Origin of the sequence: Campylobacter concisus, from assembly GCF_902460715.1 — a bacterium.
GTDB lineage: Bacteria > Campylobacterota > Campylobacteria > Campylobacterales > Campylobacteraceae > Campylobacter_A > Campylobacter_A concisus_AK.
The window spans coordinates 132966-157133 of sequence record NZ_CABPUX010000001.1; the positions used below are offsets into that span (position 1 = coordinate 132966).

The 24168-nt window shown below is 39.8% G+C and carries 21 protein-coding genes and 1 tRNA gene; 18 read left to right on the forward strand and 4 right to left on the reverse strand.

Annotation, left to right across the window (positions count from 1 at the left end; genetic code table 11):
• Window positions 1-25: 25 nt before the first annotated feature.
• Together F3G91_RS00615 and F3G91_RS00620 are read right to left on the reverse strand one after the other, a co-directional pair.
• Complete coding sequence (locus F3G91_RS00615) at window positions 26-2173, reverse strand: FtsK/SpoIIIE family DNA translocase (RefSeq protein ID WP_411160727.1); 2148 nt, start codon at window positions 2171-2173, stop codon at window positions 26-28.
• Window positions 2174-2262: 89 nt separating this feature from the next.
• Window positions 2263-4581 carry a flagellin N-terminal helical domain-containing protein gene (locus F3G91_RS00620; RefSeq protein ID WP_149700381.1) on the reverse strand — a complete coding sequence of 773 codons (2319 nt, stop codon included), beginning with the start codon at window positions 4579-4581 and terminating at the stop codon, window positions 2263-2265.
• A 141-nt stretch (window positions 4582-4722) separates the two neighbouring features.
• Between F3G91_RS00620 and F3G91_RS00625 the strand changes: the two genes are divergently transcribed.
• From F3G91_RS00625 to F3G91_RS00675, 11 genes are all read left to right on the forward strand, one after another.
• Window positions 4723-5469, forward strand: coding sequence for a YaaA family protein (locus F3G91_RS00625; protein WP_149700382.1), 747 nt, complete (start codon window positions 4723-4725; stop codon window positions 5467-5469).
• Between the two features lie 124 nt (window positions 5470-5593).
• A complete protein-coding gene (locus tag F3G91_RS00630) occupies window positions 5594-5896 on the forward strand; it encodes an HU family DNA-binding protein (protein ID WP_012001719.1) in 303 nt (100 codons plus the stop codon).
• A gap of 71 nt (window positions 5897-5967) precedes the next feature.
• A tRNA-Leu gene (locus tag F3G91_RS00635) sits at window positions 5968-6054 on the forward strand.
• Window positions 6055-6119: 65 nt separating this feature from the next.
• Window positions 6120-7880 (forward strand): response regulator, encoded by a 1761-nt coding sequence (locus F3G91_RS00640; RefSeq protein WP_149700383.1) that lies wholly within the window; start codon window positions 6120-6122, stop codon window positions 7878-7880.
• Window positions 7881-7974: 94 nt separating this feature from the next.
• On the forward strand, window positions 7975-8880 hold the full coding sequence (locus F3G91_RS00645; RefSeq protein WP_103608176.1) for an AEC family transporter: 906 nt from the start codon (window positions 7975-7977) through the stop codon (window positions 8878-8880).
• Window positions 8881-8943: 63 nt separating this feature from the next.
• Window positions 8944-9252 carry a pyruvate kinase gene (locus tag F3G91_RS00650; RefSeq protein ID WP_103586635.1) on the forward strand — a complete coding sequence of 103 codons (309 nt, stop codon included), beginning with the start codon at window positions 8944-8946 and terminating at the stop codon, window positions 9250-9252.
• A 9-nt stretch (window positions 9253-9261) separates the two neighbouring features.
• Window positions 9262-9924 carry a response regulator transcription factor gene (locus F3G91_RS00655; protein WP_103567495.1) on the forward strand — a complete coding sequence of 221 codons (663 nt, stop codon included), beginning with the start codon at window positions 9262-9264 and terminating at the stop codon, window positions 9922-9924.
• Window positions 9917-11086, forward strand: a complete 1170-nt coding sequence (locus tag F3G91_RS00660; RefSeq protein WP_149700384.1) for a sensor histidine kinase — start codon at window positions 9917-9919, stop codon at window positions 11084-11086. The genes F3G91_RS00655 and F3G91_RS00660 overlap by 8 nt, the downstream gene beginning before the upstream one ends.
• A gap of 126 nt (window positions 11087-11212) precedes the next feature.
• Window positions 11213-12688 (forward strand): aldehyde dehydrogenase family protein, encoded by a 1476-nt coding sequence (locus F3G91_RS00665; RefSeq protein WP_149700385.1) that lies wholly within the window; start codon window positions 11213-11215, stop codon window positions 12686-12688.
• Between the two features lie 127 nt (window positions 12689-12815).
• Window positions 12816-13532, forward strand: coding sequence for a metallophosphoesterase (locus tag F3G91_RS00670; RefSeq protein WP_149700386.1), 717 nt, complete (start codon window positions 12816-12818; stop codon window positions 13530-13532).
• On the forward strand, window positions 13519-14544 hold the full coding sequence (locus tag F3G91_RS00675; RefSeq protein ID WP_149700387.1) for a hypothetical protein: 1026 nt from the start codon (window positions 13519-13521) through the stop codon (window positions 14542-14544). The genes F3G91_RS00670 and F3G91_RS00675 overlap by 14 nt, the downstream gene beginning before the upstream one ends.
• A gap of 74 nt (window positions 14545-14618) precedes the next feature.
• On the opposite strand, the gene F3G91_RS00680 is transcribed toward F3G91_RS00675, so the two are convergent.
• Window positions 14619-15440, reverse strand: coding sequence for a YihY family inner membrane protein (locus tag F3G91_RS00680; protein WP_002942744.1), 822 nt, complete (start codon window positions 15438-15440; stop codon window positions 14619-14621).
• A 3-nt stretch (window positions 15441-15443) separates the two neighbouring features.
• The gene (locus F3G91_RS00685; protein WP_002942758.1) at window positions 15444-16166 is read right to left on the reverse strand and encodes a plasminogen-binding N-terminal domain-containing protein; all 723 of its coding nucleotides are present in this window, start codon (window positions 16164-16166) and stop codon (window positions 15444-15446) included.
• A 114-nt stretch (window positions 16167-16280) separates the two neighbouring features.
• Between F3G91_RS00685 and F3G91_RS00690 the strand changes: the two genes are divergently transcribed.
• The 7 genes from F3G91_RS00690 (at window position 16281) to F3G91_RS00720 (ending at window position 24154) form a co-directional block, all read left to right on the forward strand.
• Window positions 16281-17450, forward strand: coding sequence for a peptidoglycan DD-metalloendopeptidase family protein (locus F3G91_RS00690; RefSeq protein WP_149700388.1), 1170 nt, complete (start codon window positions 16281-16283; stop codon window positions 17448-17450).
• 9 nt (window positions 17451-17459) lie between these two features.
• Window positions 17460-18827, forward strand: coding sequence for a magnesium transporter (gene mgtE / locus F3G91_RS00695; protein ID WP_009293917.1), 1368 nt, complete (start codon window positions 17460-17462; stop codon window positions 18825-18827).
• The gene (locus F3G91_RS00700) at window positions 18812-19396 is read left to right on the forward strand and encodes an NUDIX domain-containing protein (protein ID WP_103569500.1); all 585 of its coding nucleotides are present in this window, start codon (window positions 18812-18814) and stop codon (window positions 19394-19396) included. Before mgtE ends, F3G91_RS00700 begins: the two co-directional genes overlap by 16 nt.
• A gap of 163 nt (window positions 19397-19559) precedes the next feature.
• On the forward strand, window positions 19560-21677 hold the full coding sequence (locus F3G91_RS00705; RefSeq protein WP_223227823.1) for an RNA degradosome polyphosphate kinase: 2118 nt from the start codon (window positions 19560-19562) through the stop codon (window positions 21675-21677).
• 257 nt (window positions 21678-21934) lie between these two features.
• Window positions 21935-22567, forward strand: coding sequence for a nucleoside recognition domain-containing protein (locus F3G91_RS00710; RefSeq protein WP_009293921.1), 633 nt, complete (start codon window positions 21935-21937; stop codon window positions 22565-22567).
• Window positions 22568-22570: 3 nt separating this feature from the next.
• On the forward strand, window positions 22571-23026 hold the full coding sequence (locus tag F3G91_RS00715) for a YjiG family protein (RefSeq protein ID WP_103589757.1): 456 nt from the start codon (window positions 22571-22573) through the stop codon (window positions 23024-23026).
• A 9-nt stretch (window positions 23027-23035) separates the two neighbouring features.
• On the forward strand, window positions 23036-24154 hold the full coding sequence (locus F3G91_RS00720) for a M20/M25/M40 family metallo-hydrolase (protein ID WP_149700390.1): 1119 nt from the start codon (window positions 23036-23038) through the stop codon (window positions 24152-24154).
• The last annotated feature ends 14 nt before the right edge of the window (window positions 24155-24168 follow it).

Here is a 24168-nt window from a genome sequence, read left to right on the forward strand (position 1 = left end):
TTTATATTTACATTGCCATATAAATTCAGACCAAAATTTCCCTCTGGCCCTTTGCATTTACAGGGCTTAAAACGCCCATTTTTTCCATCTGCTCGATTATATTTGCAGCTTTGTTGTAGCCTATTTTTAGGCGTCTTTGTAAATAGCTGATCGATGTTTTTTGCTCACTTAAGATGATCTCTTTTGCCTCTTCATAAAGCTCGTCAAGCTCATCTTCGCCTAGCGCACCAGCAGCCGAGCCTGCGCTAGAGCCCTCTTCTGCTAGAAATTTCTCATCGTAAATCACATCTTGTTGCTCTTTTAAGAAATTTACGATTGTTTCTATCTCTTTTTCACTCGCAAATGGTGCATGCAGCCTGATCACGCCAGGGCTTCCAGGAGGCGTAAATAGCATATCCCCGCGTCCTAGCAAGCTCTCAGCTCCCATTTGATCAAGGATGACCTTACTATCTATCCTCTGCCCTACTCTGTAGCTTATCCTGCTTGGTAAATTTGCCTTTATAAGGCCAGTCACGACGTCGACACTTGGGCGCTGGGTCGCTACTATCAAGTGTATGCCACTAGCCCTTGCCATCTGCGCTAGGCGTCCTATATAAAGCTCCACGTCTTTACCACTAGTCATCATAAGATCGGCTAGCTCATCGATGATCACGACGATGTATGGAAACTGCTCGCCACCTTCACTCTTCATCTTTTCGTTGTAGCTCTCTATGTTTTTTGTGCGAGTTTGACTCATTATTTTGTATCTTCGCTCCATCTCAGCGACCATGTTTGAAAGCGCTGTGATTGCCTTTTTAGCCTCCGTGATAACCGGCGTTAAAAGGTGTGGAATGTCGTTATATATGCTAAATTCAAGCATCTTTGGATCTATCATCATTAGGCGCAAAGTTTGTGGGCTATTTCTATAAAGCAAACTTAAAAGCATCGCATTTATGCCCACACTTTTGCCTGATCCTGTTGTGCCAGCAATCAGCAAATGTGGAAGCTTTTTAAGGTCGGTTACAAAAGGAGCGCCCACGATATCTTTACCAAGAGCCATAGTTAGCGGACTGCTTGCATTTTTAAAGACTTCGCTTTCTAAAATTTCTTTTAGATAGATCGTCTCTAAATTTTGATTTGGTACTTCGATGCCAACGACATCTTTACCAGGGATCGGCGCTTGGATACGGATAGTTTGCGCCTTTAGCGCCATGGCTAGGTCATCTTGTAAAGTGAGAATTTTACTAACCTTGATGTGTGGGGCTGGGCGAAATTCAAATGTCGTAACGATAGGGCCAGTGTAGGTTCGCACCACGTCGCCATCTATCTTAAATTTACGCAGTTTGTCGAGTAAATTTGAAATTTGCTGGTCGATCTCGGCTTCATTTATATTGTGCGAGCGCTTTGGAGGGTCGTTTAGAAATTTAAGCGGTGGCAAGACAAAGTCTTTTGGCTTTTCGACCTTGCCACGCTCTATCTGATCAAGAAGTTTTTTGTTTTCAGCCACTTCATTTAAAATTTCAACCCCACTTATAGTTGCAGGTCTGCTCTCTTGTGTCGGCTCCATCTCTGGCTCTGGCTCGCTCTCTAAATTTGGCTCATCATCATTTAGCACCTGAGCATCTATAAGCTCTTCTTCTTTTATCTCTTCAGCTTTTGGCTTTTTGCGCTCTATCTTTGGTATCTGCCTTGCCCTTACCTCTTTTACGCTTGTGCTTTTTTCTTCATAGCCATTTGGCTCTTTATCCACAAAAGCCTTTCTTAAAACGATGATGAAATTCTCCCTAAAAGCAAGTCCAAGCGAGATGATAAATATCATAAGTATAGCAACCGCAGTGCCGATAGCGCCGATGACTTCTTTTAGCGCTGAGACTATAAAGCCACCTATCACGCCGCTATTTGCTCCAGATGTGGTTAGCGCTTGAAACATCAAAAATGCGATAAAAAATAGAAAAATCCCAACCACAAACTGGGCAAAATCAAAGTCAAATTTCTTAAAATTTTTATATACAAAATAGCCCAAAACGATAAGCAAAAATGGATAAACATAGGCTATAAGGCCAAAATATTTAATATTAAAAACGCCAAGGCTTTGTCCAAGTGAGCCTACAAAATCAGCAGTCGGAGCAGCCGTAGCGATACCAAAATATATAAAAAAACAAACAAAAATAGTAAATAATATATGTCTTAAAATTTTAGATCCTTTTGTTAAAAAGGCTTATTATAGCACGCTTGAGTTTAATTTTTAAAAAATCAGCAAGCTTGGCCTGCTGATTTATCATTTTAGTTTAGGTAGTTTAGCAAGCTTAGTTGATTTATCTTAGCGCTTGCTTGAAGAGTAGCTTGATATGAGAGTGAAAGCTGCGTAAATTTAAGGTATGACTCTGCATAGTCTGCGTCTATGACGTCATTTTTAACAGTTAGTACATTTACTTTCATGACCTCTGCACGCTGATTTGTAGCAGTTAGTAGCTTTGTTTGAGAGCCGATCTTTGTAAGCTCTTTATTTGCATGATCCACCAAGTGATCTAGCCTTTTTAAAGCGCCTTGCATGCCTGTATTTCGTGGGTCGTGATTGTTAGCGTCTGCTCTATAGTAGCCATTTCTAACGGCAAATATCATATCATCAAGGTCTTGAAAGACACTTGTGCTTGGCTCATCGATAGTTAAAGCATTGTTTTCGTTAAAGCTAAATACTGAGCCCTTGCCTTGAGGGTGACTTGCATTGCCTGCTGTGTCCATACCGGTGCTATCTCCGTCAAATTTATCGCCATTTTTTGCGTCATACATAGTAACTTCGATGTTTGTGACTGATTTTGTCTTGTCAGTTAGCACCATCCTGCCACGATCGTCTAAATTTACCTCTACTGCACCTCTTGTTTTGTCAATAGCCTCCTTATAGGCATCATGGTTTCGCTTTCTATCTACTTTTTCTGCGTCTGTATCAAAATTCGCATTTTCTGGACCAACAGGTGGGTTAGGTATATTGTCGCTTGCTGCCATCGCGACGATATCCATTAGCTGGCGATATGTAAAATCGCTAGCATATGTTCTATACTCACCAAATTCATCTGAGTTATAAACTGATAAAGTTCTAGGTCCTGTAACCGCACCAGCAGCTGTTGTTGATTTTATTTCAAACTGCACTGGGGTGTTTATACCGCCTGCTTCGCCCATTTTTACTTTGATGTCATACATTGTGCCGGTAATTGATTTTACTTGAATACCTATCTCTTGTCCATCGATATTAAAAAGTTCCCTCTTTCTAGCATCGACATCTCTTGGGTATAAATTTCTATTGTAGCTCTCTTTTGTGCCTGAAACCTCGCTTAGCTTTGTCTGATCGGTTGCAAACTCGCCCGTTCTTCTAGCAACTTGAGGTAAATTTGCGATTAGCTCATTGTCCTTTCGCTCAAATCTAACCTTGTCATAGTCAAAGGCGTTTGTTAAATTTCCATCTTTATCAAGATATTTGCTCTTTGTAAATTCAGTGATATGGATAGTTTTTGGCACAGCATTTGCCATATTTTCAAGACTTTGTAGCGAATTTATCGTATCAAGTGTATTATTTGGAGCTATCGCACCACGATTTGCCGCCACAGAAGTAGCTGCAACCATGTGAAAGTCTATCGTTTGATTGCCTTTTGTGAGGTCTTTTATGTTAAATTGTCCGTCGTTATTTATGCTTACATCGACAACTTTTGTCGTCTTTGTGTTGCCAAATTCCATACCGATCTTCTCCATCAAACCAGCCATTGATGTATCGGCACTCATCTTAAATTTACTTGTAAATGTCGTGCCGTCTGGCTTTTTGCCCTGCATAAAAAAGTATGTGTCAGGAAAATTTACATTTGAAGTATCCAAAAAGTCGAAATCAGGCTCGATCGTGCCTTTATAAGAGCCGTCACTGCCCACGACTGAGTCGCTTGCGTAGTTTAGACCGATCATATTTTTTATCTTGCTATTTTCATCAAGATATTTTGGCGCATAGGAGATGTCGGTTCTAGTTTGATCAGCCAGCATCACGTTTGTTGTTAAAATTTTGTTGTAGTCACCGTCTTTTCCTAAAAATAGATCAAATCCCGGGATATTGTAAGGTAGCTCAACCTGCGCACCGGCTGAAGTTTTCATATAGTCGCGGTTGCCTTGATATTTACCTGAGCCATCGATCGGCTTAGTATCCACAGCACTACCTGAGAATAAAAACTGCCCATTTATAGAGGTATTTGCGATATTTACAAGGTGATTTTTGATGCCCTGAAGGTCGTTTGCTAAAGCTTCAAGAGATGTTGTGCTATGCACGTCGCTGGCTGCTTGAACGACTTTTGTTTTAAAATTTTCAAGCTGTTTTTCAAATTCTTTCAGCGCATTGTCCGTATTTTTCGCAAAATTTACTGACTTACCGGTAGCATCAGCCACTTGAGTGAGAGTGGTCGCTTCATAATCAAGCCTCATAGCATCGTTATAAACTGCAGCACCGTCGTATGGATCTTGTATTTTAAGTCCGTTTGAGAGCTGCTGGTAGCTTTTATTTACGCCAACCATATTTTTTTGATAGTCGTGCAAAGTCTGACTAAAACGTAGTTGATTTGTAATTCTCATAATTTTTCCCTAAATTTTTATTCACTCTAAGCAAGAATAATTCCGCTTTGTGATATATCGGTGAAAATTTGATTTTTTTTAGTGCAAAAAAGTTTTATTGTATAATCTGCCAAAATTTACATATATAAAATAGGAAAGAAAATGGGGTTAAAAATACTCTTCTCACCAAGCGAAAGCAAAATTTCTCTAAATACAAATGATAAATTTGATGGTAAAAATTTGATATTTTCTGAGCTTTTTGACAAAAGGGCTGAAATTTTAAAAAGATATGATGAGTTTTTAAAAAGTGCAAATTTAGACGAGATAAAAAAGCTTTTTGGACTAAAAGAGCTTGAGGACAGCGAGCAACTGCGAGAAAGTCTATCTAAAAAAGGTAGTATAAAAGCTATCTTAAGATATGACGGCGTTGCCTATAAGCACCTAAACTACCGCGGACTAAGCGTTGAGGCTCAAAAATATATAGATAATAATGTTTTGATATTTTCAAATTTATTTGGGCCAATTTTGGCAAAAAATGAGATAGCTGAGTACAAACTAAAGCAAGGCGAAAAGCTAGCTGGCTTTGATATTTGTAAATTTTATGAGCAAAATTTTAGCAAGGCAGTCGATAGCTTTTTAGAAAATGATGAAATTTTAGATCTTAGGGCTAAATTTTATGAGAAATTTTATGTGATAAAGAAAGAATTTACGACATTTTGTTTTTTAAAAAACAAAAAGATATTAAGCCACCATGCAAAAGCATATAGAGGTGAGGTTTTGCGCCAGATCGCAAATGCTAAAGTGATAAACAAAGATGAGCTAATGGCTCTAAATTTTGAAAATTTAAAGCTTGTAGATATGAAAAAGATAGGGCTAAAAAACGAGCTTACGTTTGAAATTTGCGAGTGAAAGTTCAAAATTTGGTCTTTTTTACTAAAAAAATGCAAAAAAAGAGCTAAATTTAGGGAAAAAGTATTGTATTTTTTTTTAAAAGAGTGTAGAATTGCCGCATAACTTCTTAAAAGGATGGTTCATGAAAAAAGCTGAATTTATTCAAGCGGTTGCCGATAAGGCTGGTCTTTCAAAAAAAGATACTCTAAAAGTTGTTGATGCTACTTTGGAAACAATCCAAGCGGTTCTTGAAAAAGGCGATACAATTAGCTTTATAGGCTTTGGTACTTTCGGTACTGCTGACAGAGCTGCAAGGAAAGCTAGAGTTCCTGGAACTAAGAAAGTGATCGACGTTCCTGCTAGCAAAGCAGTCAAATTCAAAGTTGGCAAAAAACTTAAAGAAGCAGTTGCTGCTGGCGCTGCTAAAAAAGGTAAAAAGAAATAATTTTCTTTTTCGGGGAGCAAGTCTCCCCTTTTTCTTTCTTCTCACAAATCTAAAAATTCAATCTTAACTTAGCCCGAGTGGTGAAACTGGTAGACGCGCCAGACTCAAAATCTGGTAAGGGCAACCTTGTGTCGGTTCGAGTCCGACCTCGGGCACCATTATAAGCTTAAACATTTTATAAATTTAGCCGATATTAAGGGCAACATCTTTAAAAGGATTTTAGATGAATGTTGCACTGCAAAAGTATGATTTTATAAATTTAAATGATTTGCAAAATCTCTCCAAAAGATTTTTAAATTATGGCGATCAAAATAGTTCAAAAGTAAATTTAAGCCAGTTTAACGAGCTTTATGAAGCAAATAAAACAGATACCATCTACATAACTGAGGCTGATATAAAAGAATACAACAAACATCTAGCAATACAAAAAGCAGAAGAAATTTTAAAAGATTACTCGCAAAATTTAATAAACAGCAACAATAAAATTTACTCAGACGAACTTTCTAATGGCTTTAGCAAAAACGCCTACTTTAAAAATATAAATGCCACAGATGACACCACCATGCTACCTGTCTTAAAAAGTGGCTACTTAGAAAATACAAAATTTAAAAATTTAAACGACTACGCCTACTCAAACACTCTAAAGACAAATTATGGCGAAGTGGAAGTCTTTTTAGATATTTATGGCGATAACGATGAACTAGGCGTTGGAAAGTTAAAAAACAATAGCGCACTTTTTAGCTTTGATAGCAATAATGACGGCACGTTAGATCAAAAAGATATACTCTTTGACAAGCTAAAAGTAAGAGGATATGACAAAGACGGAAATGAAAAAATAGCAAATTTAAGTGACATCACGGCTAGAGTTGATCTTAGGCAGTTTATAAGCACAAATGTCATAAATCACAACCAAATAGCAAGAGAAGAGCTAAACCATAAAGCAATAATCACAAATAGTCCCGATCTTTACGTAGATACAAAAGAGATCGATCACAGACACTCCTACTACGCCTCAGATCCAAATACCTTGTTTGCTGCAGAAAATAGATATGAAAAGATAGGCAAAAATGATATAAATAATTTCTTTAAAAAATATGCTCAAAATGACGGCTGGGTCGATCTAAGACACAATAACATCTTTGGCAAGGATAGCTCTTTTAAAAATTTCGCTTACACAAAAATAGGCTTTGATGAGAGCGCAAGACTAAGCGAGTTTAACCCGATCATCGAGCCAAGCAAAGAGCATAAACAAGATGAAAATTTCTCATACACAAAATTTCAAAAAGATAGTTTTATGAAATTTTATAGTGACTACAACACTGAGCTTGATGCGCATAAAAAGATGATAGAAAATCTTAGTGCTAATTTAAAAAAATTTGACAAAAATGCGGACGCTTACATATCAAAGCTTGAAAATACAAAATCCGCTAAGATGATCGCAATGGAAAATGAATTTAAGCAAGCAACTGGGCTTGATTTTAGCATCTCAAATCTAAAAAAGGTAAAAAATGCTTTTACTACAAATGAAGCCACAGCTGCCACCGCACTACGAGATAGCGATAGCGTCATAGCTATGAAGCTAAATCAAGATGGAACGATAAGGCTAAAATTTGATAGTGGCAGAGAACTAGACGTAAATGAGCTTTACAATGACACTGGCAAGCTAAATACGCCAAGCGAGCTAAAAACTAGCGTAAATTTAGATGCAAAAAAGATGGACAATGCACAGCTAAATAGCCTAAATTTCAAAGATATCGGCGTCATGCAAAGTGGCAAGATCGTAAGCTTAAAAGATGCTGGTGCGATCGCTATCATTAACTTATCAAATAAATTTGAAAGTAAATTTTTAATCAGCCTAAATAGCGGCAAAAGCATATCCGCAAGAGAAATTTATAATATTAGCTACCTTGAAAACGATCTAAAAAATATAGAAAAGATAGATGAGAGGGATAAATTTTACAAAAAGGTTGATGCTAGGGTTTAAATTTAAGAGTAAAATCCAAAAAAGTTTATTGTAATTTAATCTTTTGGGGCATATAATCAATTCTTTGTAAATTCCAAACTTAAAAGAGACTGCTATGAATTTCACACCACTTTTTGCAATATTTTTCATAATCGCAACTGGTTTTTTTGCTAAAAAAGTCGGCATTGTTGAGCAAAAGCACTCGATTCCATTTGTGGATTTTGTCCTTTGTTTTGCAATGCCTGCGCTAATCTTTGATAAAATTTACCACGTAAATGTCGATGCCTCACTTATAAACACGATCCTAATCGGCTTTGCATCAACCGCCATTAGTGCTGCTTTGGCATTTGTTATAGGCAAGGTCTTTAAATTTACCAAAATAACAACCGTTAGTATGGTCATGCTAAGCCTTTTTGGTAACACCCTATTTGTCGGTATGCCTGTCATTCAGGGCTTCTTTGGCGATGAGATGGTAAATGAGGTCATCTTTTACGATCAAATAGCCACTGGTATCCCACTTTCGATCCTTGGACCACTCATCCTATCTTTTGCTGCACCAGAGAAGGTTTCGCTATTTCAAAATACAATGAAAATTTTAAAATTTCCACCATTTATCGCGCTCATTATGGGTCTTATCTTAAAAGAAGTCCCACTTCCAGATTTTATCTTTGCGCCACTTAGGATGTTTGAAGGCAGCGTCACTCCAGTGGCACTTTTTGCGATCGGTGTTGGTCTTAACTTTAGTAGCATCACAAGCTCATATAAAGGCGTTAGCGTCGTGCTTTTGTGTAAGATGATCTTGCCAGCTATCGTGTTTTTCATCATATTAAAAGTCTCAGGTATCCAGATGAGCAAAACTTGGGTCGTTGGTCTCTTTCAATGTGCGATGCCGACATCAGCCCTTGCAAGTGCGATGGTCATAAAAGCTGGACTTGATAGCTCACTAGCCATCTCATCAGTGGCCATAGGCGTGCTATTTTCATTTATCACGCTTCCAGTTATCTATTTTGTATTTGCGTAAATTCACACTTATTTCACACTAAGTGACTATAATTGCAACACAATTTAATTTAAAGGAGACTTTATGAAAAAGTTAATCTTAGTTGCACTTGGTGCTATGTTTATGTTTGGTAGTTTTGCTAATGCAGCTGAAGCAATGAAAAAAGACGACATGAACAAAGAGAGCATGGTCAAAAAAGACAGTGCCAAAAAACATGTAGTCAAAAAACACGAAGCTAAAAAAGAAGACATGGGCATGAAAGACGAAATGAAAAAAGATGACATGGGTATGAAAAAAGACGACATGGGCATGAAAGACGAAATGAAAAAAGATGACATGGGTATGAAAAAAGACGACATGGGCATGAAAGACGAAATGAAAAAAGGCATGTAAAGGCGCTTGATGGTCAGAATTTTGCTTGTTGAAGATGATGAAACATTACTTGATCTAATAAGCGAGTATCTGGGCGAAAATGGTTACGATGTCACCACTACAAACAATGCCAAAGACGCACTAGATCTTGCATACGAGCGAAATTTTGACCTACTTATACTAGACGTCAAACTCCCGCAAGGCGACGGCTTCTCCCTACTTTCATCGCTACGTGAGCTTGGCGTCACAACACCTAGCATATTTACCACCTCGCTAAACACCATAGACGACCTTGAAAAAGGCTACAAAAGCGGCTGCGATGACTATCTAAAAAAGCCATTTGAGCTAAAAGAGCTACTTATCCGCATGCAAGCTCTCATAAAAAGAAATTTCTCACACCAAAACGGCGAAGAGATCAAAATTTTAGATGATCTTTGCTTTCACCCACAGAGCAAAACCCTAAGTAAAAACGGCGAAAATATAAATATCTCGAGCAAAGAGAGCGACCTGCTCGCCCTATTTTTGCAAAACAAGGGCAAAATTTTAACCAAAGATGAAATTTTTAATAAAATTTGGAAATTTGACGAGGAGCCAAGCGAGCTTAGCCTTCGTGTATATATCAAAAATTTACGCCAAATTTTAGGCAAAGATGCCATTTTAAACAAGCGTGGAGACGGCTACATCTATGTCTGAAAAGACGCAAATTTTATTTAAAATTTTATCCCTTTATCTTGTTAGCTCTGTGCTATTTTTGAGCTATTTTTTTATACACGACTACCAAAATAAAAAAGAAGCACTCATCTTAAACGAGGTAAAAAGCCTAAAAGAGATCAAGATGGGCATATATATGAAAGCCAGGATGAATGGCCTAGACTCGGTCTCAAGCCTCACAAACGAAAAGGGCGTACATGCTTGTATCGTGCTGGAGAATGGTGAGAAAATTTATAAAGATTTTGAGTGCAAAAATATCAACAAAGGCAAAAATGTAAATTTGATAGACGGCAAGGTAGCGATCTTTGAAAAGATCCAGTATATGGAGGACAACGCCACAGACGAGCTATCGCACGCTGATATTTTTCTAGTTGGCAAAGATATCAAGGTTGAAATTTTATCTTTGCAAATTTCAACCACACTAAAGGCGCTCTTTTTCCTTTTCGCCCTGCTCTTTGTCGCCTTTTACTTAGCAAAACTAAGCCTAAAGCCACTTTATGAAAAGATAGATACGCTAAATCACTTCATAAAAGACTCAACGCACGAGATAAATACACCCCTAAGCGTCATTTCTATGAGCATAGAAACGGCCGATCTTGAAAATTTAAACGAGAGAAATTTAAAGCGTTTTAACAACATCAGCCTTGCCGCAAAGAGCCTAGGCGGCATCTATGACGCACTCGTTCATCTAAGCTTTAACCTAGATAAACCAAGCAAAAAAGAGCTAATCGATCTAAATTTACTAACCACACAAAGACTTAGCTACTTCTCGCCATTTTTTGCTAAACGCGGACTTAAGATAGAGGCTAGCCTAAAGCCTAGTTTCATAAATGCAGACCTTGAAGATGTGAGTAAAATTTTAGACAACCTCTTAAGCAACGCCTCAAAATATGCAGCGCCAAATTCAAAGGTTAGCATCATTTTAGAGTCAAATTTCTTTAGCATAAGCAACACTGGGCGTGGCATCAGCAAAGAGCAGCAGATGAAAATTTTTGATCGTTACACGAGATTTAATGACGATCAAGGTGGCTTTGGCATAGGACTAAATTTAGTAAAAGAGTGCTGCAAGAAAAATGACATCACCGTAAAATGCCAAAGCGAGCTTGATGGCGAGACTACGTTTTTGCTCACTTGGCAGAGTTAAATTTAAAACCACTCTACTCTAAACAATAAAATTTATTAAAAAAGAGAATTTATGTCCAAAATTTATTTTTGATAAATTTTATTAATATTATAATCCTTTTACAAAATCTTAATCAAGGAGAAAAGTATGAAACTACTTGAAAAATACGGGCTTTTCATAAATGGTGAGTGGCGTGACGCAAAAGACGGCGCTACACTTGATGCCAAAAATCCAGCAAACGGCGAGCACCTTGCAAAGATCGCTGACGCTACCGAAGAAGATGTAAATGACGCAGTTCGTGCTGCACGTGAGGCTTTTAATAAATTTAAACACACCACAGTTAGCGAGCGAGCAAGGCTTTTAAACAAGATCGCTGATATCATCGATGAGCACAAAGAGCACCTCGCAAAAGTTGAAAGCATGGACAACGGCAAGCCAATCCGTGAGACACTAAATGTCGATATCCCTTTTGCAGCAGAGCATTTTAGGTACTTTGCTGGCGTTATCATGGGCGAAGAAGGCAGCGCAAACGTGCTTGACGAGAAGCAACTCTCTATCGTTTTGCGCGAGCCAATAGGCGTCGTAGGTCAGATCGTGCCTTGGAATTTTCCATTTTTAATGGCAGCTTGGAAGCTAGCTCCAGTGATCGCAGCAGGCGATGCGAGCGTCTTTAAGCCTTCAAGCGAGACAAGCCTAAGCGTGCTTGAGCTATTTAGACTGATAGATAAAATTTTGCCAAAAGGCTTAATAAACATAGTAACTGGCAGAGGTAGCAAGAGTGGCGAGTGGATCAAAAACCACCCAGGCCTTGACAAGCTAGCATTTACTGGCTCAACCGAGATCGGCCGCGATATCGCCATAGCTGCGGCTCGCCGTATCATCCCAGCCACACTTGAGCTTGGCGGCAAGAGCGCAAATATCTTCTTTAGCGACGCAAATTTAGACAAGGCGCTTGACGGCCTTCAGCTTGGAATTTTATTTAACCAAGGTCAAGTTTGCTGCGCAGGGTCTAGAATTTTCGTAGAAGAGAGTTTTTATGACAAATTTATCGAGGCTGCGGTTAAGAAATTTAGCACTATAAAAGTTGGCGATCCGCTTGATCCTAAGACTCAAATGGGCTCTCAGATCAATAAAAAACAAGCTGAGCAGATATTAGAGTACGTAGAGATCGGCAAAAAAGAAGGTGCAAAGGTGGCAGTCGGTGGCAAAGCCTACACCGCAAATGGTTGCGATAAGGGCGCATTTGTCGAGCCAACGCTGCTAGTTGATGTGACAAACGATATGAGAGTGGCTCAGGAAGAGATCTTTGGACCAGTTGGCGTTGTCATCAAATTTCAAGATGAAGCCGAGCTTATCAAAATGGTAAATGACAGCGAATACGGCCTTGGTGGCGGTATTTTCACACAAGACATCACAAAAGCACTTCGTGTAGCAAGGTCTATGGAGACTGGCAGGGTTTGGATCAACACTTACAACCAAATCCCAGCAGGAAGCCCATTTGGCGGATATAAAAACTCAGGTATCGGCCGCGAGACGCACAAGATCATACTTGAGCACTACACTCAGATGAAAAACATCATGATCGACCTTACCGGCAAGGTCAGCGGCTTTTACGCACAATGATTTTAGGGGGTTTTGCCCCCCCTACTGCTTTAAATTTCATAAATAAAATTTCATTCTAAATTTATCAGCAAATCGCAATCTTTATTTTTAAGCTTAATAGACTAAAATTTGCACCAAAGGAGAAAATTTGAGCGAGCAAATTTACATTATCGGCGACGTTCACGGCTGTTTTAACACGCTTTTAGAGCTTATCAAGCAGTTTCCAAACAAAGAAAAATCTCAAATTTGCTTTGTTGGCGACGTGATAGATCGGGGGCTTTTTAGCTGCGACGTGGTCGAACTTATCATGCAAAATGACTATAAAATGGTAATGGGAAATCACGAGCGAAGGCTACTAAACAATAAATTTGAGTTTTTAAACAACAAAGTGCCATTTGATAGGAGCTGGTTCTTTGGAAATGGTGGCGAGGCGACATATAGATCATATCTTGGACAAAGCACGGAGTTTAAGCAAAGGCATGTGGATTTTTTAGAAAGCAGGCCAGTTTATCTGGAATTTAAAGACCATAAAACCCAAAATGGCGAGCATCTGGTAGTCTCTCACTCAGCCGTTGGCAATATGTGGGAGCTAAGAAACGATAAATATGCTAGCGAAGAGTTTAGAAGGCACCTGCTCTCAGGCAGAGGCGATGAGCTGCAAGTTAGTGGCATATTTAACGTCTATGGGCACACGCCAGTAAGAGAGGTGAAATTTTATAAAAATAGCGCAGATATCGATACAGGCTGCGTTTTTAACGAAGTTGGTTATGACAAACTAAGTGCGTTAGAATTTCCATCGATGAAAATTTATACTCAAAAAAATGTTGAAAATTTTAACAAAAAGGATAAAAATGTGGTTTTCTAAAAAGGGCACTAGCTTTGCTAGCAGTGTTGATAAATTTTGGTGCGAGCTTGGTAAAAATTTAGACAAGATCAAGCAAAATTTAGAGGATAAAAATTACGAAACAGCGAGTAAAATGACTGAGGAGGCGCTAAATTTATGTTTAGTCGATCCAACCTTTATGATAGGTCTTGTTGATAATAAGATCGATCTAGTGCTCACTCCAGAAGGGATGAAATATAGGCTTTTTTGGCTTAAATTTATCAAATCACGCATGCCAAAAGAGTATGAGGCAAAGCTTACTTGCACACTTGGCAAACAACGTGCACCGCGCGAAGTAGCCACTATACAGATGTATGGCGTGAGTGTTGATGCAAACGAGGTCATGGTCTATGCAAATTTTGAAGAAAAAAGCGTGGATATGTGCCTATACAACGAGACTTTAAGCAAGCTAAAAAACGAAGATGAAAACAAGGCCTATACGCTAGCTTTCATACTTTGCGACAACGTTGTTGGCGAGACAGCGATGATAAACACGCTTGGCGACTTTGAGATCGTAGATGAGCCAAGAGAAAAAGGAGTCGCGCTTACTGACTTTGCTGATCTTATAGATGATAAATTTGGCAAAGAGGCATCAAGCGAGCCGCTAAAGCAGTTTAGCTTTTATGAGCTCGAACCTCGCTCAGACGCACTAAGAGATGATGTTTTTATGGGATATACAAGCCTAATCCCACTGCTAAATGAATACTATGACGGCAAAAGCGATATCTATAATGAAGCCTACGAGCTTGGCATAAATTTCTGCTTTTTAGTATTGTATCACGGCGGCGACGTGCAGTTTGGCATTGATAGCAAAACTAAGATAGAAGATGAGCTTGAAACTAGCACTTTTTGCGAAGGCATGGGTGCAGCGACTGGCACTAAGCACTCTTATGTTGATCTTATCTGCTTTGACAAAGACGAGCTTGAAAAGGCTGTTAGTAAATTTAGCAAAGAGCTTGGCATAAAGATAGAAATTTGCGAGTTTAAACGCTAGATACATAAAATTTCACGTAAAATATTGCATATTCTGCTAGCTGGTAAATTTAAAATTGCCAGCTAGCAATAAATTTATCCTTTAAATTTAGAGCTGTTTGAGAGATAGGCGCAAAATTTAAGCCCATATAAAAAGATGATCCACGAGATATATATCCAGACAAAGAAGAAAAGCACAGCTGAAAACGAGCCATATACGCTTAGATAGGTCTTGTTGTAAAGGACGTAATAGACAAAGGCTGACTTGCCAAGATACCAAACGAGCGAGGCGGCAAATGAGCTAAAAAACGCACTTTTAAATTTTATCTCGTCATTTACAGAGATGAGATATGTGACGCAAAATATCACCCAGATGATGAGATATGGCACGATACTTAAGAAATTTATCCAGCTTGTAAATTTAGTCGAGTTTAGCATCTCTTGCACAAGGCTTGAGAGGTAAAAACTACCAGCAAGGCCAAGTGGCGCAAGCGTGATGAGCGTCCAGTATGAGCTAAGTGCCGACCAAAAGCCCCTAGCCTTGCTAGCTCTTGTCACTTTTAAGACTACGTATTCATAATCGCTAAAAAACATAGCTGAAGTAAATATCATCGCCACAAAGCCAACTATGCCTAAATTTCCGCTATTTTGGAGGAAATTTTGCAAGTAGTTTGAGATGATCTCTTGGTTGCTTGGCAAAAGAGCTGAGAAGACAAAGTCTTGAATTTTGGCGTAATAATCCTCAAAGCTAGGCAGTTTAGTAAAGATAGAAAACGATATAAGAAGTATCGGTATGATAGATAAGATCGTGTGAAAACTAAGGCTTGCTGCGTAGTGAAAGAGCTCTTTGTCCTTAAGAGCAGCTAGCAAATTTAAACCACTCTTTAAATCGCTCTTGCTTAAGGACAAACGGCTCATTTATCAGTTGTCTTCTTCAAAAAGTTTTTCGTAGTGAGCATCGTAGTTGTTGATGTGCTCGCTATTTAGCTTCCAAAATACAGTGTCTATGTCGCTAACTCTTGTGTAAAATGGCAGTTGATAGTACTCAACCTCGCCAGTTTTAAACTCTTTTAGCACCTTAAAGCTTTGGCAATCAGCAAAAACGCTTCTGCCATCCATCGCGACAAAGATAAGACCAGCTGCACTTTGAGCACACATCTTTCTAAAGTCATCTCTACTTGGATTTGGCTTGTATTCGTAGCTTAAGTATGCTCCAACAAGGTCTGGATGGATAAATATCATATTAGGAAATGCGCCCAAAACCTCTTCATAAATTTCTTTATTTGGCACGACGATTAGTGAGCGGTTATAAAGGTAGTTTAGCACGACTATATCGCCACTTGCAGGTGCGATGCCAGGGAGTGGGAGAGCCTTTTGCTCAAGTAGGTCAAACACCTCAAATCTAACCTTCGCAAAGCCAGCATTTTTTGAGACAACGCTCACTCTTGCGATGATAGAGCTATCAGTGTCAAATTTATGAAGCACAACGCCGCTTGATCCGATCAAAATTTCAGGGCTATCAACTATCGTTGCTGTGCCGTCACTCTCGACGCTAATAAGAGGAGTTCTATACTCATTTAAAGAAAAATCAGCCCCAAAAGCAAAGCCAAAAAACAGCGATAAAATCACGATTATACGTTTCAAAAATATCTCCTAAGTTTAAATTTTTAGAGCGATTATAGCCTAAAATGCTTTATCTTTTGCAAAATTAAAGCAAGTTTTAGTTAAAATCCCTCCCAGCTTTTTAAAAGGATATCGATGCCTCGTATTTTTGTGATTTTTGCAATATTATGTATAAATTTATATGCCATAAAACCAACTGTCGATGAGCTTAGTTGGCCAAATGGCAGCAGCTTTTTAAATTTCCTAGAGGCAAATAAAATCCCACTTTCACTTTACTACAACCTAGCAAGCGAAGATCAAGAGCTAACAGAAGAGATCATCGCTGGCACAAAATATCAAATTTACAAAGACGATAACGGCGAAGTTAAACAAGCTCTCATCCCCGTTAGTGACGAGCTTCAGATACATATTTATAGAGATGACAAGGGTAAATTTCAGCTTGAGTTTATCCCGATCTTATACCAAAGCGAAGATAAAGTTTTAGCCCTAAAAGTCGATAAATCGGTCTCTGAAGATATCTTTGACTACACCGGCTCTGGCACGCTAGCACTTGGTTTTAAAGAGGTTTTTAGCGGCAGCGGGATCGATTTTAAAAAGATAAACAAAGGCGATACGATCGCTATTGTCTATAACCAAAAACTACGCATGGGGCGCTCTTTTGGCACGCCTGAAATTTACGCAGCGATGATAGAAACTAAAAACAAACGCTACGTGATGTATAAATTTGAAGATAAATTTTATGATAAAAACGGCAAGAAAAATGACAAATTTTTGCTCGTTCGACCTCTTGCAAACGCTAGGATCACATCAAATTTCACCCTAAAAAGATGGCATCCGATCCTTCAAAGATATAGAGCGCACCTTGGGGTTGATTACGGTGCTCCAAAAGGCACACCGATCAAGGCTGCAGGCGATGGCACGGTCAAATTTGTCGGACAAAAGAGTGGTTATGGTAGAACCGTCATCATCTCTCACGCTGGTGGCTACGAGACACTTTATGCCCACTTAAATGGCTTTGCAAAGGGCATAAGAAGCGGTCTAAAAGTAAAACAAGGCACGCTGATAGCATACGTTGGCACAAGCGGCATGAGCACTGGCCCACACTTGCACTTTGGCCTCTATCTAGGCGGCAAACCGATCAATCCAGAAAGCGCCATCAAGGTCGTAAAAAATATAGAAGACAAAAAAGAGTCTGCTAAATTTAAAGCAGTCATAAATAGAAATGATGAGCTGATAAAACAGGCTCTAAGCAACGACAAAGAGTATCACAAGGTGGAATTTTTCCCTAACGTAATAGATTTTTAAAGGTAAAACTTGAGCCAAGAACTAGAAGAAGCAAAAGAGCTGATAGATCAGCATTTAGATGAAAATTTAGAAGACGGCGAGCTCTCTGCATACGAGCTAGCCCAGCACCTAAAAACACTTAAAAAGCATGACGAGGAGCTTTTTGCCAAGTATCTTGAAAAGCTAGATCCTGAAATTTTGGGTGACGTGGCGATAGAGTTGCCTGATCACATGCTAAAAGACGTGATCGATACGCTCCCAGCTGAAAAGATCGTAGAAGCGCTTGAAGAGCTAGAGAGCGACGATGCTACCGACCTACTCCAATACATCGAAGACATCGATGAGGACAAAGCTAGAGAGCTTTTTAACGAGCTAGATAAAGAAAATCAAAACGAAATTTTAAGACTTAGAAGCTATGATGAGGATAGAGCTGGTGCGCACATGCAAACAGAGCTATTTTCAGCTCATCTTGAAGAGAAGCTTGGCAGCGCAGTTGCAAGACTAAGACAAGAGAAGCAAGAAGGAAAACTAGAAAATGTCTCACAGCTTTTCATCATCGATAAAAATAGCGTCTTGCAATACGCCATCCCGCTTGAAGATCTCATCCTCTTTGACTTCACAAAAACGCTAAAACAAAATATCGAATCAACCCAAATCGACCACTACAAGCCTCACATGGCAAACGATATGGATCTCATGCAAGATGTCGCTGATATGTTTCAAGAGTACGATCTAAACGTTATCGCAGTTACAAGTAGTACTGGAATACTGCTTGGTCGTATCACGTATGATGATATCCACGACTACATCCAAGAGAGCGCAACAGAGCAAATTTATAACCTAGCCGGCGTTGATGACGAGTCAGAAGAGGATGATACGCTATTTAAAGCGGGTCGTGGCCGTGCGGTTTGGCTTGGTATAAATTTGCTAACAGCCCTTTTTAGCTCATCTATCATCGGACTTTTTGACGAGACGATCGCAGCATACGTCGCACTTGCTGTTTTGATGCCAATAGTCGCTTCAATGGGTGGCAACACTGGCACGCAAGCACTTGCTGTTACGGTTCGTCGTTTGGCACTTGGCGAGATAGAATTTAAAGATGCAAAGAGCGTTTTAAAGCGTGAGGTGACGATATCGCTTGTAAATGGCCTAATCTTTGGCGCTATCATGGGCGTAATCGCCGCTGTTTGGTTTGACAAAGGCATGCTTGGCGTAGTCATTGGCCTTAGTATGGTTACAAATTTATTCTTTGCTGGCTTTTTTGGAACGATCATACCTTTGACGCTAAGGCGTTTTAACATAGATCCTGCCGTTGGCTCAGCGGTCATTCTTACTACATTTACTGATGCGATAGGATTTTTTAGCTTTTTAGGACTTGCAAAATGGATACTACTATAACAAATTTAGAAATTTTACCTCTTGGTGAGTCAAAATATCTAAAACCATTTAAGATGAAATTTAAACAAAATGGCCTGCAAAGGGACTGGGACTGCGTCAAGGTGATGAATAGCGTCAGCATATTTTTATATCACGAGCAAAAAGATGCATTTTTGTTTGTCAAGCAGTTTCGCCCAGCCGTTTGGTACTCGCAAGAAAAAGAAGGTATCAAAACAAGTGAGCAAGGCTTTACTTATGAGCTTTGCGCAGGACTTATGGATAAGGGGCTAAGCGAGGAGCAAACTGCTAGAGAAGAGGCAGTCGAAGAGGTCGGATACGAGCTAAAAGAGATGGAGCGCATCACGATGACGTATGGCGCTTTTGGCTTTGGCGGCAACATGCAAACGATGTTTTATGCAAAGATCGATGAGAGCATGAAGGTAAATGCAGGCGGCGGCGTCGATGGCGAGGATATCGAGCTAGTTTTTATAAAACGAGAAGATATGATGAAATTTGCCTTTGACGAGAGCAAGGTCAAGGGCTTTGGGCTTATCTTTGCCTACTTGTGGTGGGAGAAATTTAAAGGCTAAAAAGAGACCTTTTTGATAAGCGCAAAGACAACAACCGCCACAACAAAAATGCCAACTAATATAATATAATCCGACATAAGAAACCTTTACGTTTAAAATTTGCACTATTGTAACTAAATTTTTAACAAAATAAGAACTTTATAACCGCACATATCATAAAATAATCAAAAATCATAAGGAGAAAATGATGAGCGAAAATGAAACTCTTTTTATCAACCGCGAATTAAGCTGGCTACGCTTTAACTCAAGGGTGCTCGCTCAGTGTGAAAAGGATATACCTTTACTTGAAAAGCTAAAATTTATAGCCATTTATATGACAAATCTTGATGAATTTTATATGATAAGAGTGGCTGGTCTAAAGCAACTTTTCGCAGCTGGAGTGACGACAAGTAGCAGCGATGGCATGAGTCCGCTCGATCAGCTAAGAGAGATCAGAAAATACCTGCAAGATGAGCAAAATTTAGTCGAGGCTCACTACAAAAACACCGTTGATGCGCTTAGCAAAGAGGGGCTTTTTATCAAAAACTATGACGAGCTTGATGATAGTTTAAAGCAAAAATGCGACGAATACTTTTTCTCAAACATCCTGCCAGTTATCGTGCCTATCGCTGTTGATGCGACCCATCCATTTCCGCACCTAAACAACCTTAGCTTCTCGCTTGCCGTTAAGCTTGCTGATATAGAGCATCCTGAAATTTTAAAATACGGCATGATAAGAATTTCAAGAGTTTTGCCAAGATTTACCCAGCCAAGTAGCAACGTCTTTGTGCCAATAGAAACGATCGTGCACCGCCACGCAGAAGAAATTTTCCCAGGATATAAGCTCATTAGCTCGGCTGCTTTTAGAGTGACAAGAAATGCCGATATCGTCATCGAAGAAGAAGAGGCGGATGACTTTATGATGATACTTGAGCAAGGGTTAAAGCTTCGTAGAAAAGGGGCTTTTGTGCGTATGCAGATAGATAAAGATGCAGACGCCGATATCTTAGAGTTTTTAAATTTTCACATGAAAATTTTTCACAAAGATATCTACTTTTCAAGCATCCCGCTCACACTTAGCTCTCTTTGGGAGATAGCTGGGAGTAAGAACTTCAGCCACCTAGCAAACCCGCCCTACGTCCCAAAAACCCTGCCTCCATTTGGCAACGGCATCTCGATCTTTGACGCCATAGACAAAGAGGATGTGCTGCTAGTTCATCCATTTGAGAGCTTTGATCCAGTCGTTAGCTTCATAAGAGAAGCGAGCAAAGATCCAAAGGTGATCTCGATACGCATGACGCTTTACAGGGTCGATAAAAACTCACCGATCATTCAAAGTCTGATAGACGCTGCAAGCGACGGCAAGCAAGTGACCGTGATGGTAGAGCTAAAAGCGAGGTTTGATGAAGAAAATAACTTGCACTGGGCAAAGGCGCTTGAAGATGCTGGCGCACATGTGATATATGGCATCACAGGCTTTAAGGTGCATGCAAAAGTTAGCCAAGTGATCCGCCAGATCGGCGATAAACTCAAATTTTACATGCACTTTGGCACTGGCAACTACAACGGCAGCTCAGCTAAAATTTACACTGACGTTAGCCTATTTACCAGCAAAGAGGAATTTAGCCAAGATACGACCTCGTTTTTTCACATCCTATCAGGATATAACAAAAACCGCCGTCTAAACGCCCTTAGCATGTCGCCCTTTCAGATAAAAGAGCGCATCATAGAAAAGATAAGAGTGGAGGCTAGCAAAGGCAGCGAGGGCAGGATCATCGCTAAGATGAACGCGCTAATAGACGAAGATGTGATAAACGAGCTTAGCCGCGCCTCAAACGCAGGCGTAAAGATCGACTTAATCGTTCGAGGTGTCTGCGGACTAAGGCCTGGCGTAAAAGGCAAAAGCGAAAACATCAGAGTTCGCTCGATCATCGGTAAATACTTAGAGCACGCTAGAATTTTATATTTTAAACACGCTAATCCAAAAATTTACATCTCAAGCGCTGACTGGATGCCACGAAATTTAGAGCGCCGCTTGGAGCTCATGACGCCTATCTTTGAACCAAGACTGCAAGAGAGGCTGCTTGAAATTTTAGAGCTTCAGCTAAGCGATAACGACCTAGCATTTGAGCTACAAAATAACGGCGAATACACAAAAGTAGCTAGACGCGAGGGCGAAAAAGTGATCTCTTGCCACGAAGTTTTAGAAAACTACATCTCTAAAATTTACAAATCCGTCAAGAAAGACACCGACAAAGCAAAAGCAGATATGCTTGCAAGCAAGCTTTTAAAAGAGAGCTAAAAGATAAATGGCTTTTAAATTTAAGTTTAAAAGCCATTTTTACCATAAATCCTAAATCTTAAATCCAAATTTCTAAATTTTTATATACTTTAAATTTACATTATAAGCCGCTATAGTGCTAACTTTTATCGCATAATAATTTTTATATATAAATTACTCATAAAATTTCATAATTAATTATCAAATTTTATATTTTAAATATTACATAAGCATAGGCGTTATAATATTTAAACAAATTCCAAATCAAAGGAGGCTTTATGAAAGAGAGTAGTGATACTAAAAAACTCGTCATCGGCACGATCACGCTTGCAATTGCGATCGTTTTCTTTGGAGGTTTTTTACAAAACACCTATGGCGGTATCTTTGACTTTAGCAAACTAGCAGGTCAATTTCCAGAATGGTTTAAAACAGGAAGTGGCACTAGCGCAAAAGGTGGCTTTTTATTTGCCCTTAGCCTCGCCCCTGCCGTCATGCTCGCACTTGGCTTTGTCGCTATTTTTGAGAAATACCATGCACTTTACGCAGCTTCAAGACTGCTAACACCTGTTTTAAAGCCACTTATTGGCATACCAGGATGTTGCTCTATCTCTTTGATAGCAAGCACACAAAGCACCGACGCAGGTAGCTCAACGGCTAAATTTTTGCGTCAAGATGGACTCATCTCACACAAAGAACTTCTCATCTTTGCAGCGTTTCAGTTTAGTGCTGGTGCGATGATCACAAATTTCTTATCTTCATTTGCACCAGTTTTACTAGTGACTGACAAAGCTGGCAACACAGCCCCTGCTACCATAGCCATGGTGCTTGGCATAGTCTTTGTCTTTAAAATTATTGGAGCAAATTTGATGAGACTTTATGTCAAAAAATTTGTCAAAGATGATGAGGAGTAAGAGATGACTGAAAATAAACTAATAACCGACGTATTTGTAGAGGGCGCTAGAAAAGGCTGGGACATCGCAGTAAAAAACACCATCCCAAACGTGCTTATGGCATTTGTCATCATCCACATCTTAAAAGTATCTGGCGCACTTAGCGTGATAGGCAAATTTCTAGGATTTATCATGCTTCCACTTGGTCTTCCAGGTGAGTCCATAGCCGTTTTCATGGCTGCATTTTTGAGCTGGGGCGGCTCAGCAGGCGTGCTAGTAGCGCTTGTGGGAGATGGTACGCTAAATGCAAACGATATCGCTGTCTTGCTTCCTGGCATGGCGCTAGTTGGCTCGACTGTACAGTACATGGGACGAGTTTTAGGCGTGCTTGAAGTACCAGGCAGACACTATCTCGTACTTTTTGGAATTTGCATCCTAAATGCCTATTTAGCGATGTTTGTGATGAGCTTGCTCATATAAGGATTAAAGATGAAAGATAGTGAAATAGACAAATATTTGGCCGATCTAAAGGAGCTAACCGACATCGAAAGCCCAACTTCAAGCATCGACGGCGTAAATGAAGTTGCGGCTTGGTTTAAAAAAAGAGCCGAAATTTTAGGCTTAAAAAGCAGAAGCATAGAGCTTGGCACCGACAAGGTCGCTCCTTGCCTTTTCATCTCAAACGACCTTGAGGCAAAAAGCTACGACTTTTTATTCATCGGGCACATGGACACCGTTTTTCCTGTAGGCACAAAGGCTGATGTGCCATTTAGCAAGATAGATAAGCGCATAAATGCACTTGGCGCGATCGACGATAAAGGCGGCAGCCTGCTCTCGCTTTACGTCATCAAAGAGCTTGATCTTAGCAAACTAAAGATCGGTCTCTTTTTAAACTCACACGAGGAGACTGGCTCAAATTTCGCCAAAGACGCCATAAGAGAGCTAGCCAAGAAGTCTCGCTATGCCCTAGTTGTCGAGCCTGCAAGAGAAGATGGCTCGATGGTGGCTACTAGAAAAGGCGTGATCTCTTATGTGCTAAATTTCCGTGGCGTTAGCGCGCACGCTGGCAACCACCCAGAGCGTGGCCGTTCAGCTGTGGTGGAGGCTGCAAATTTCATCGTTGAGCTCTCAAAACTCACTGATTTTAAGGCAGGCCATACATTTAATAGCATAATGACAAAAGGTGGCGACGCCCAAAACGTCGTGCCAGACTTTGCCAGCGTGACATTTGAGATGAGATATCGCCACGCTAGCTCGGTGGAGTTTTTACATAAGAAGATGGATGAAATTTTATCTCATCCGATAGTGCCAGAAGTGAGCTGTGAGCGCATCCTCATAAACGAAGAAGGACCGATGATAGACGAGGTAAATTTACCAAATATCAAAAAAGTCTTTGACGAGGCTGCGAAGGCCACTGGCACAAAGGTCACTTGGGTCGATGCTGGCGGGCTAAGCGATGGCAACATCAGCGCATCGGCAGGATGTCCGACGATAGACGGCCTTGGTCCAACTGGTGGCAACATGCACACAAAAAACGAATATCTAGAGATAAACTCGGTCGTTAAAAAGTGCAACCTCATAGTTGAAGCGATCAAAAAACTTTCGTAGTTTAGGCAAGCTAT

What these genes read in the sequence shown, in the direction of transcription:
- F3G91_RS00640 (WP_149700383.1), top strand. Translation starts at nt 6,120, where the DNA reads ATGAATGTTGCACTGCAAAAGTATGATTTTATAAATTTAAATGATTTG.
- F3G91_RS00680 (WP_002942744.1), bottom strand. Translation starts at nt 15,440, where the DNA reads ATGAGCCGTTTGTCCTTAAGCAAGAGCGATTTAAAGAGTGGTTTAAAT.
- F3G91_RS00620 (WP_149700381.1), bottom strand. Translation starts at nt 4,581, where the DNA reads ATGAGAATTACAAATCAACTACGTTTTAGTCAGACTTTGCACGACTAT.
- F3G91_RS00710 (WP_009293921.1), top strand. Translation starts at nt 21,935, where the DNA reads ATGAAAGAGAGTAGTGATACTAAAAAACTCGTCATCGGCACGATCACG.
- F3G91_RS00655 (WP_103567495.1), top strand. Translation starts at nt 9,262, where the DNA reads ATGGTCAGAATTTTGCTTGTTGAAGATGATGAAACATTACTTGATCTA.
- F3G91_RS00660 (WP_149700384.1), top strand. Translation starts at nt 9,917, where the DNA reads ATGTCTGAAAAGACGCAAATTTTATTTAAAATTTTATCCCTTTATCTT.
- F3G91_RS00645 (WP_103608176.1), top strand. Translation starts at nt 7,975, where the DNA reads ATGAATTTCACACCACTTTTTGCAATATTTTTCATAATCGCAACTGGT.
- F3G91_RS00700 (WP_103569500.1), top strand. Translation starts at nt 18,812, where the DNA reads ATGGATACTACTATAACAAATTTAGAAATTTTACCTCTTGGTGAGTCA.
- F3G91_RS00650 (WP_103586635.1), top strand. Translation starts at nt 8,944, where the DNA reads ATGAAAAAGTTAATCTTAGTTGCACTTGGTGCTATGTTTATGTTTGGT.
- F3G91_RS00715 (WP_103589757.1), top strand. Translation starts at nt 22,571, where the DNA reads ATGACTGAAAATAAACTAATAACCGACGTATTTGTAGAGGGCGCTAGA.
- F3G91_RS00625 (WP_149700382.1), top strand. Translation starts at nt 4,723, where the DNA reads ATGGGGTTAAAAATACTCTTCTCACCAAGCGAAAGCAAAATTTCTCTA.
- F3G91_RS00665 (WP_149700385.1), top strand. Translation starts at nt 11,213, where the DNA reads ATGAAACTACTTGAAAAATACGGGCTTTTCATAAATGGTGAGTGGCGT.
- F3G91_RS00720 (WP_149700390.1), top strand. Translation starts at nt 23,036, where the DNA reads ATGAAAGATAGTGAAATAGACAAATATTTGGCCGATCTAAAGGAGCTA.
- F3G91_RS00675 (WP_149700387.1), top strand. Translation starts at nt 13,519, where the DNA reads ATGTGGTTTTCTAAAAAGGGCACTAGCTTTGCTAGCAGTGTTGATAAA.
- F3G91_RS00630 (WP_012001719.1), top strand. Translation starts at nt 5,594, where the DNA reads ATGAAAAAAGCTGAATTTATTCAAGCGGTTGCCGATAAGGCTGGTCTT.
- F3G91_RS00690 (WP_149700388.1), top strand. Translation starts at nt 16,281, where the DNA reads ATGCCTCGTATTTTTGTGATTTTTGCAATATTATGTATAAATTTATAT.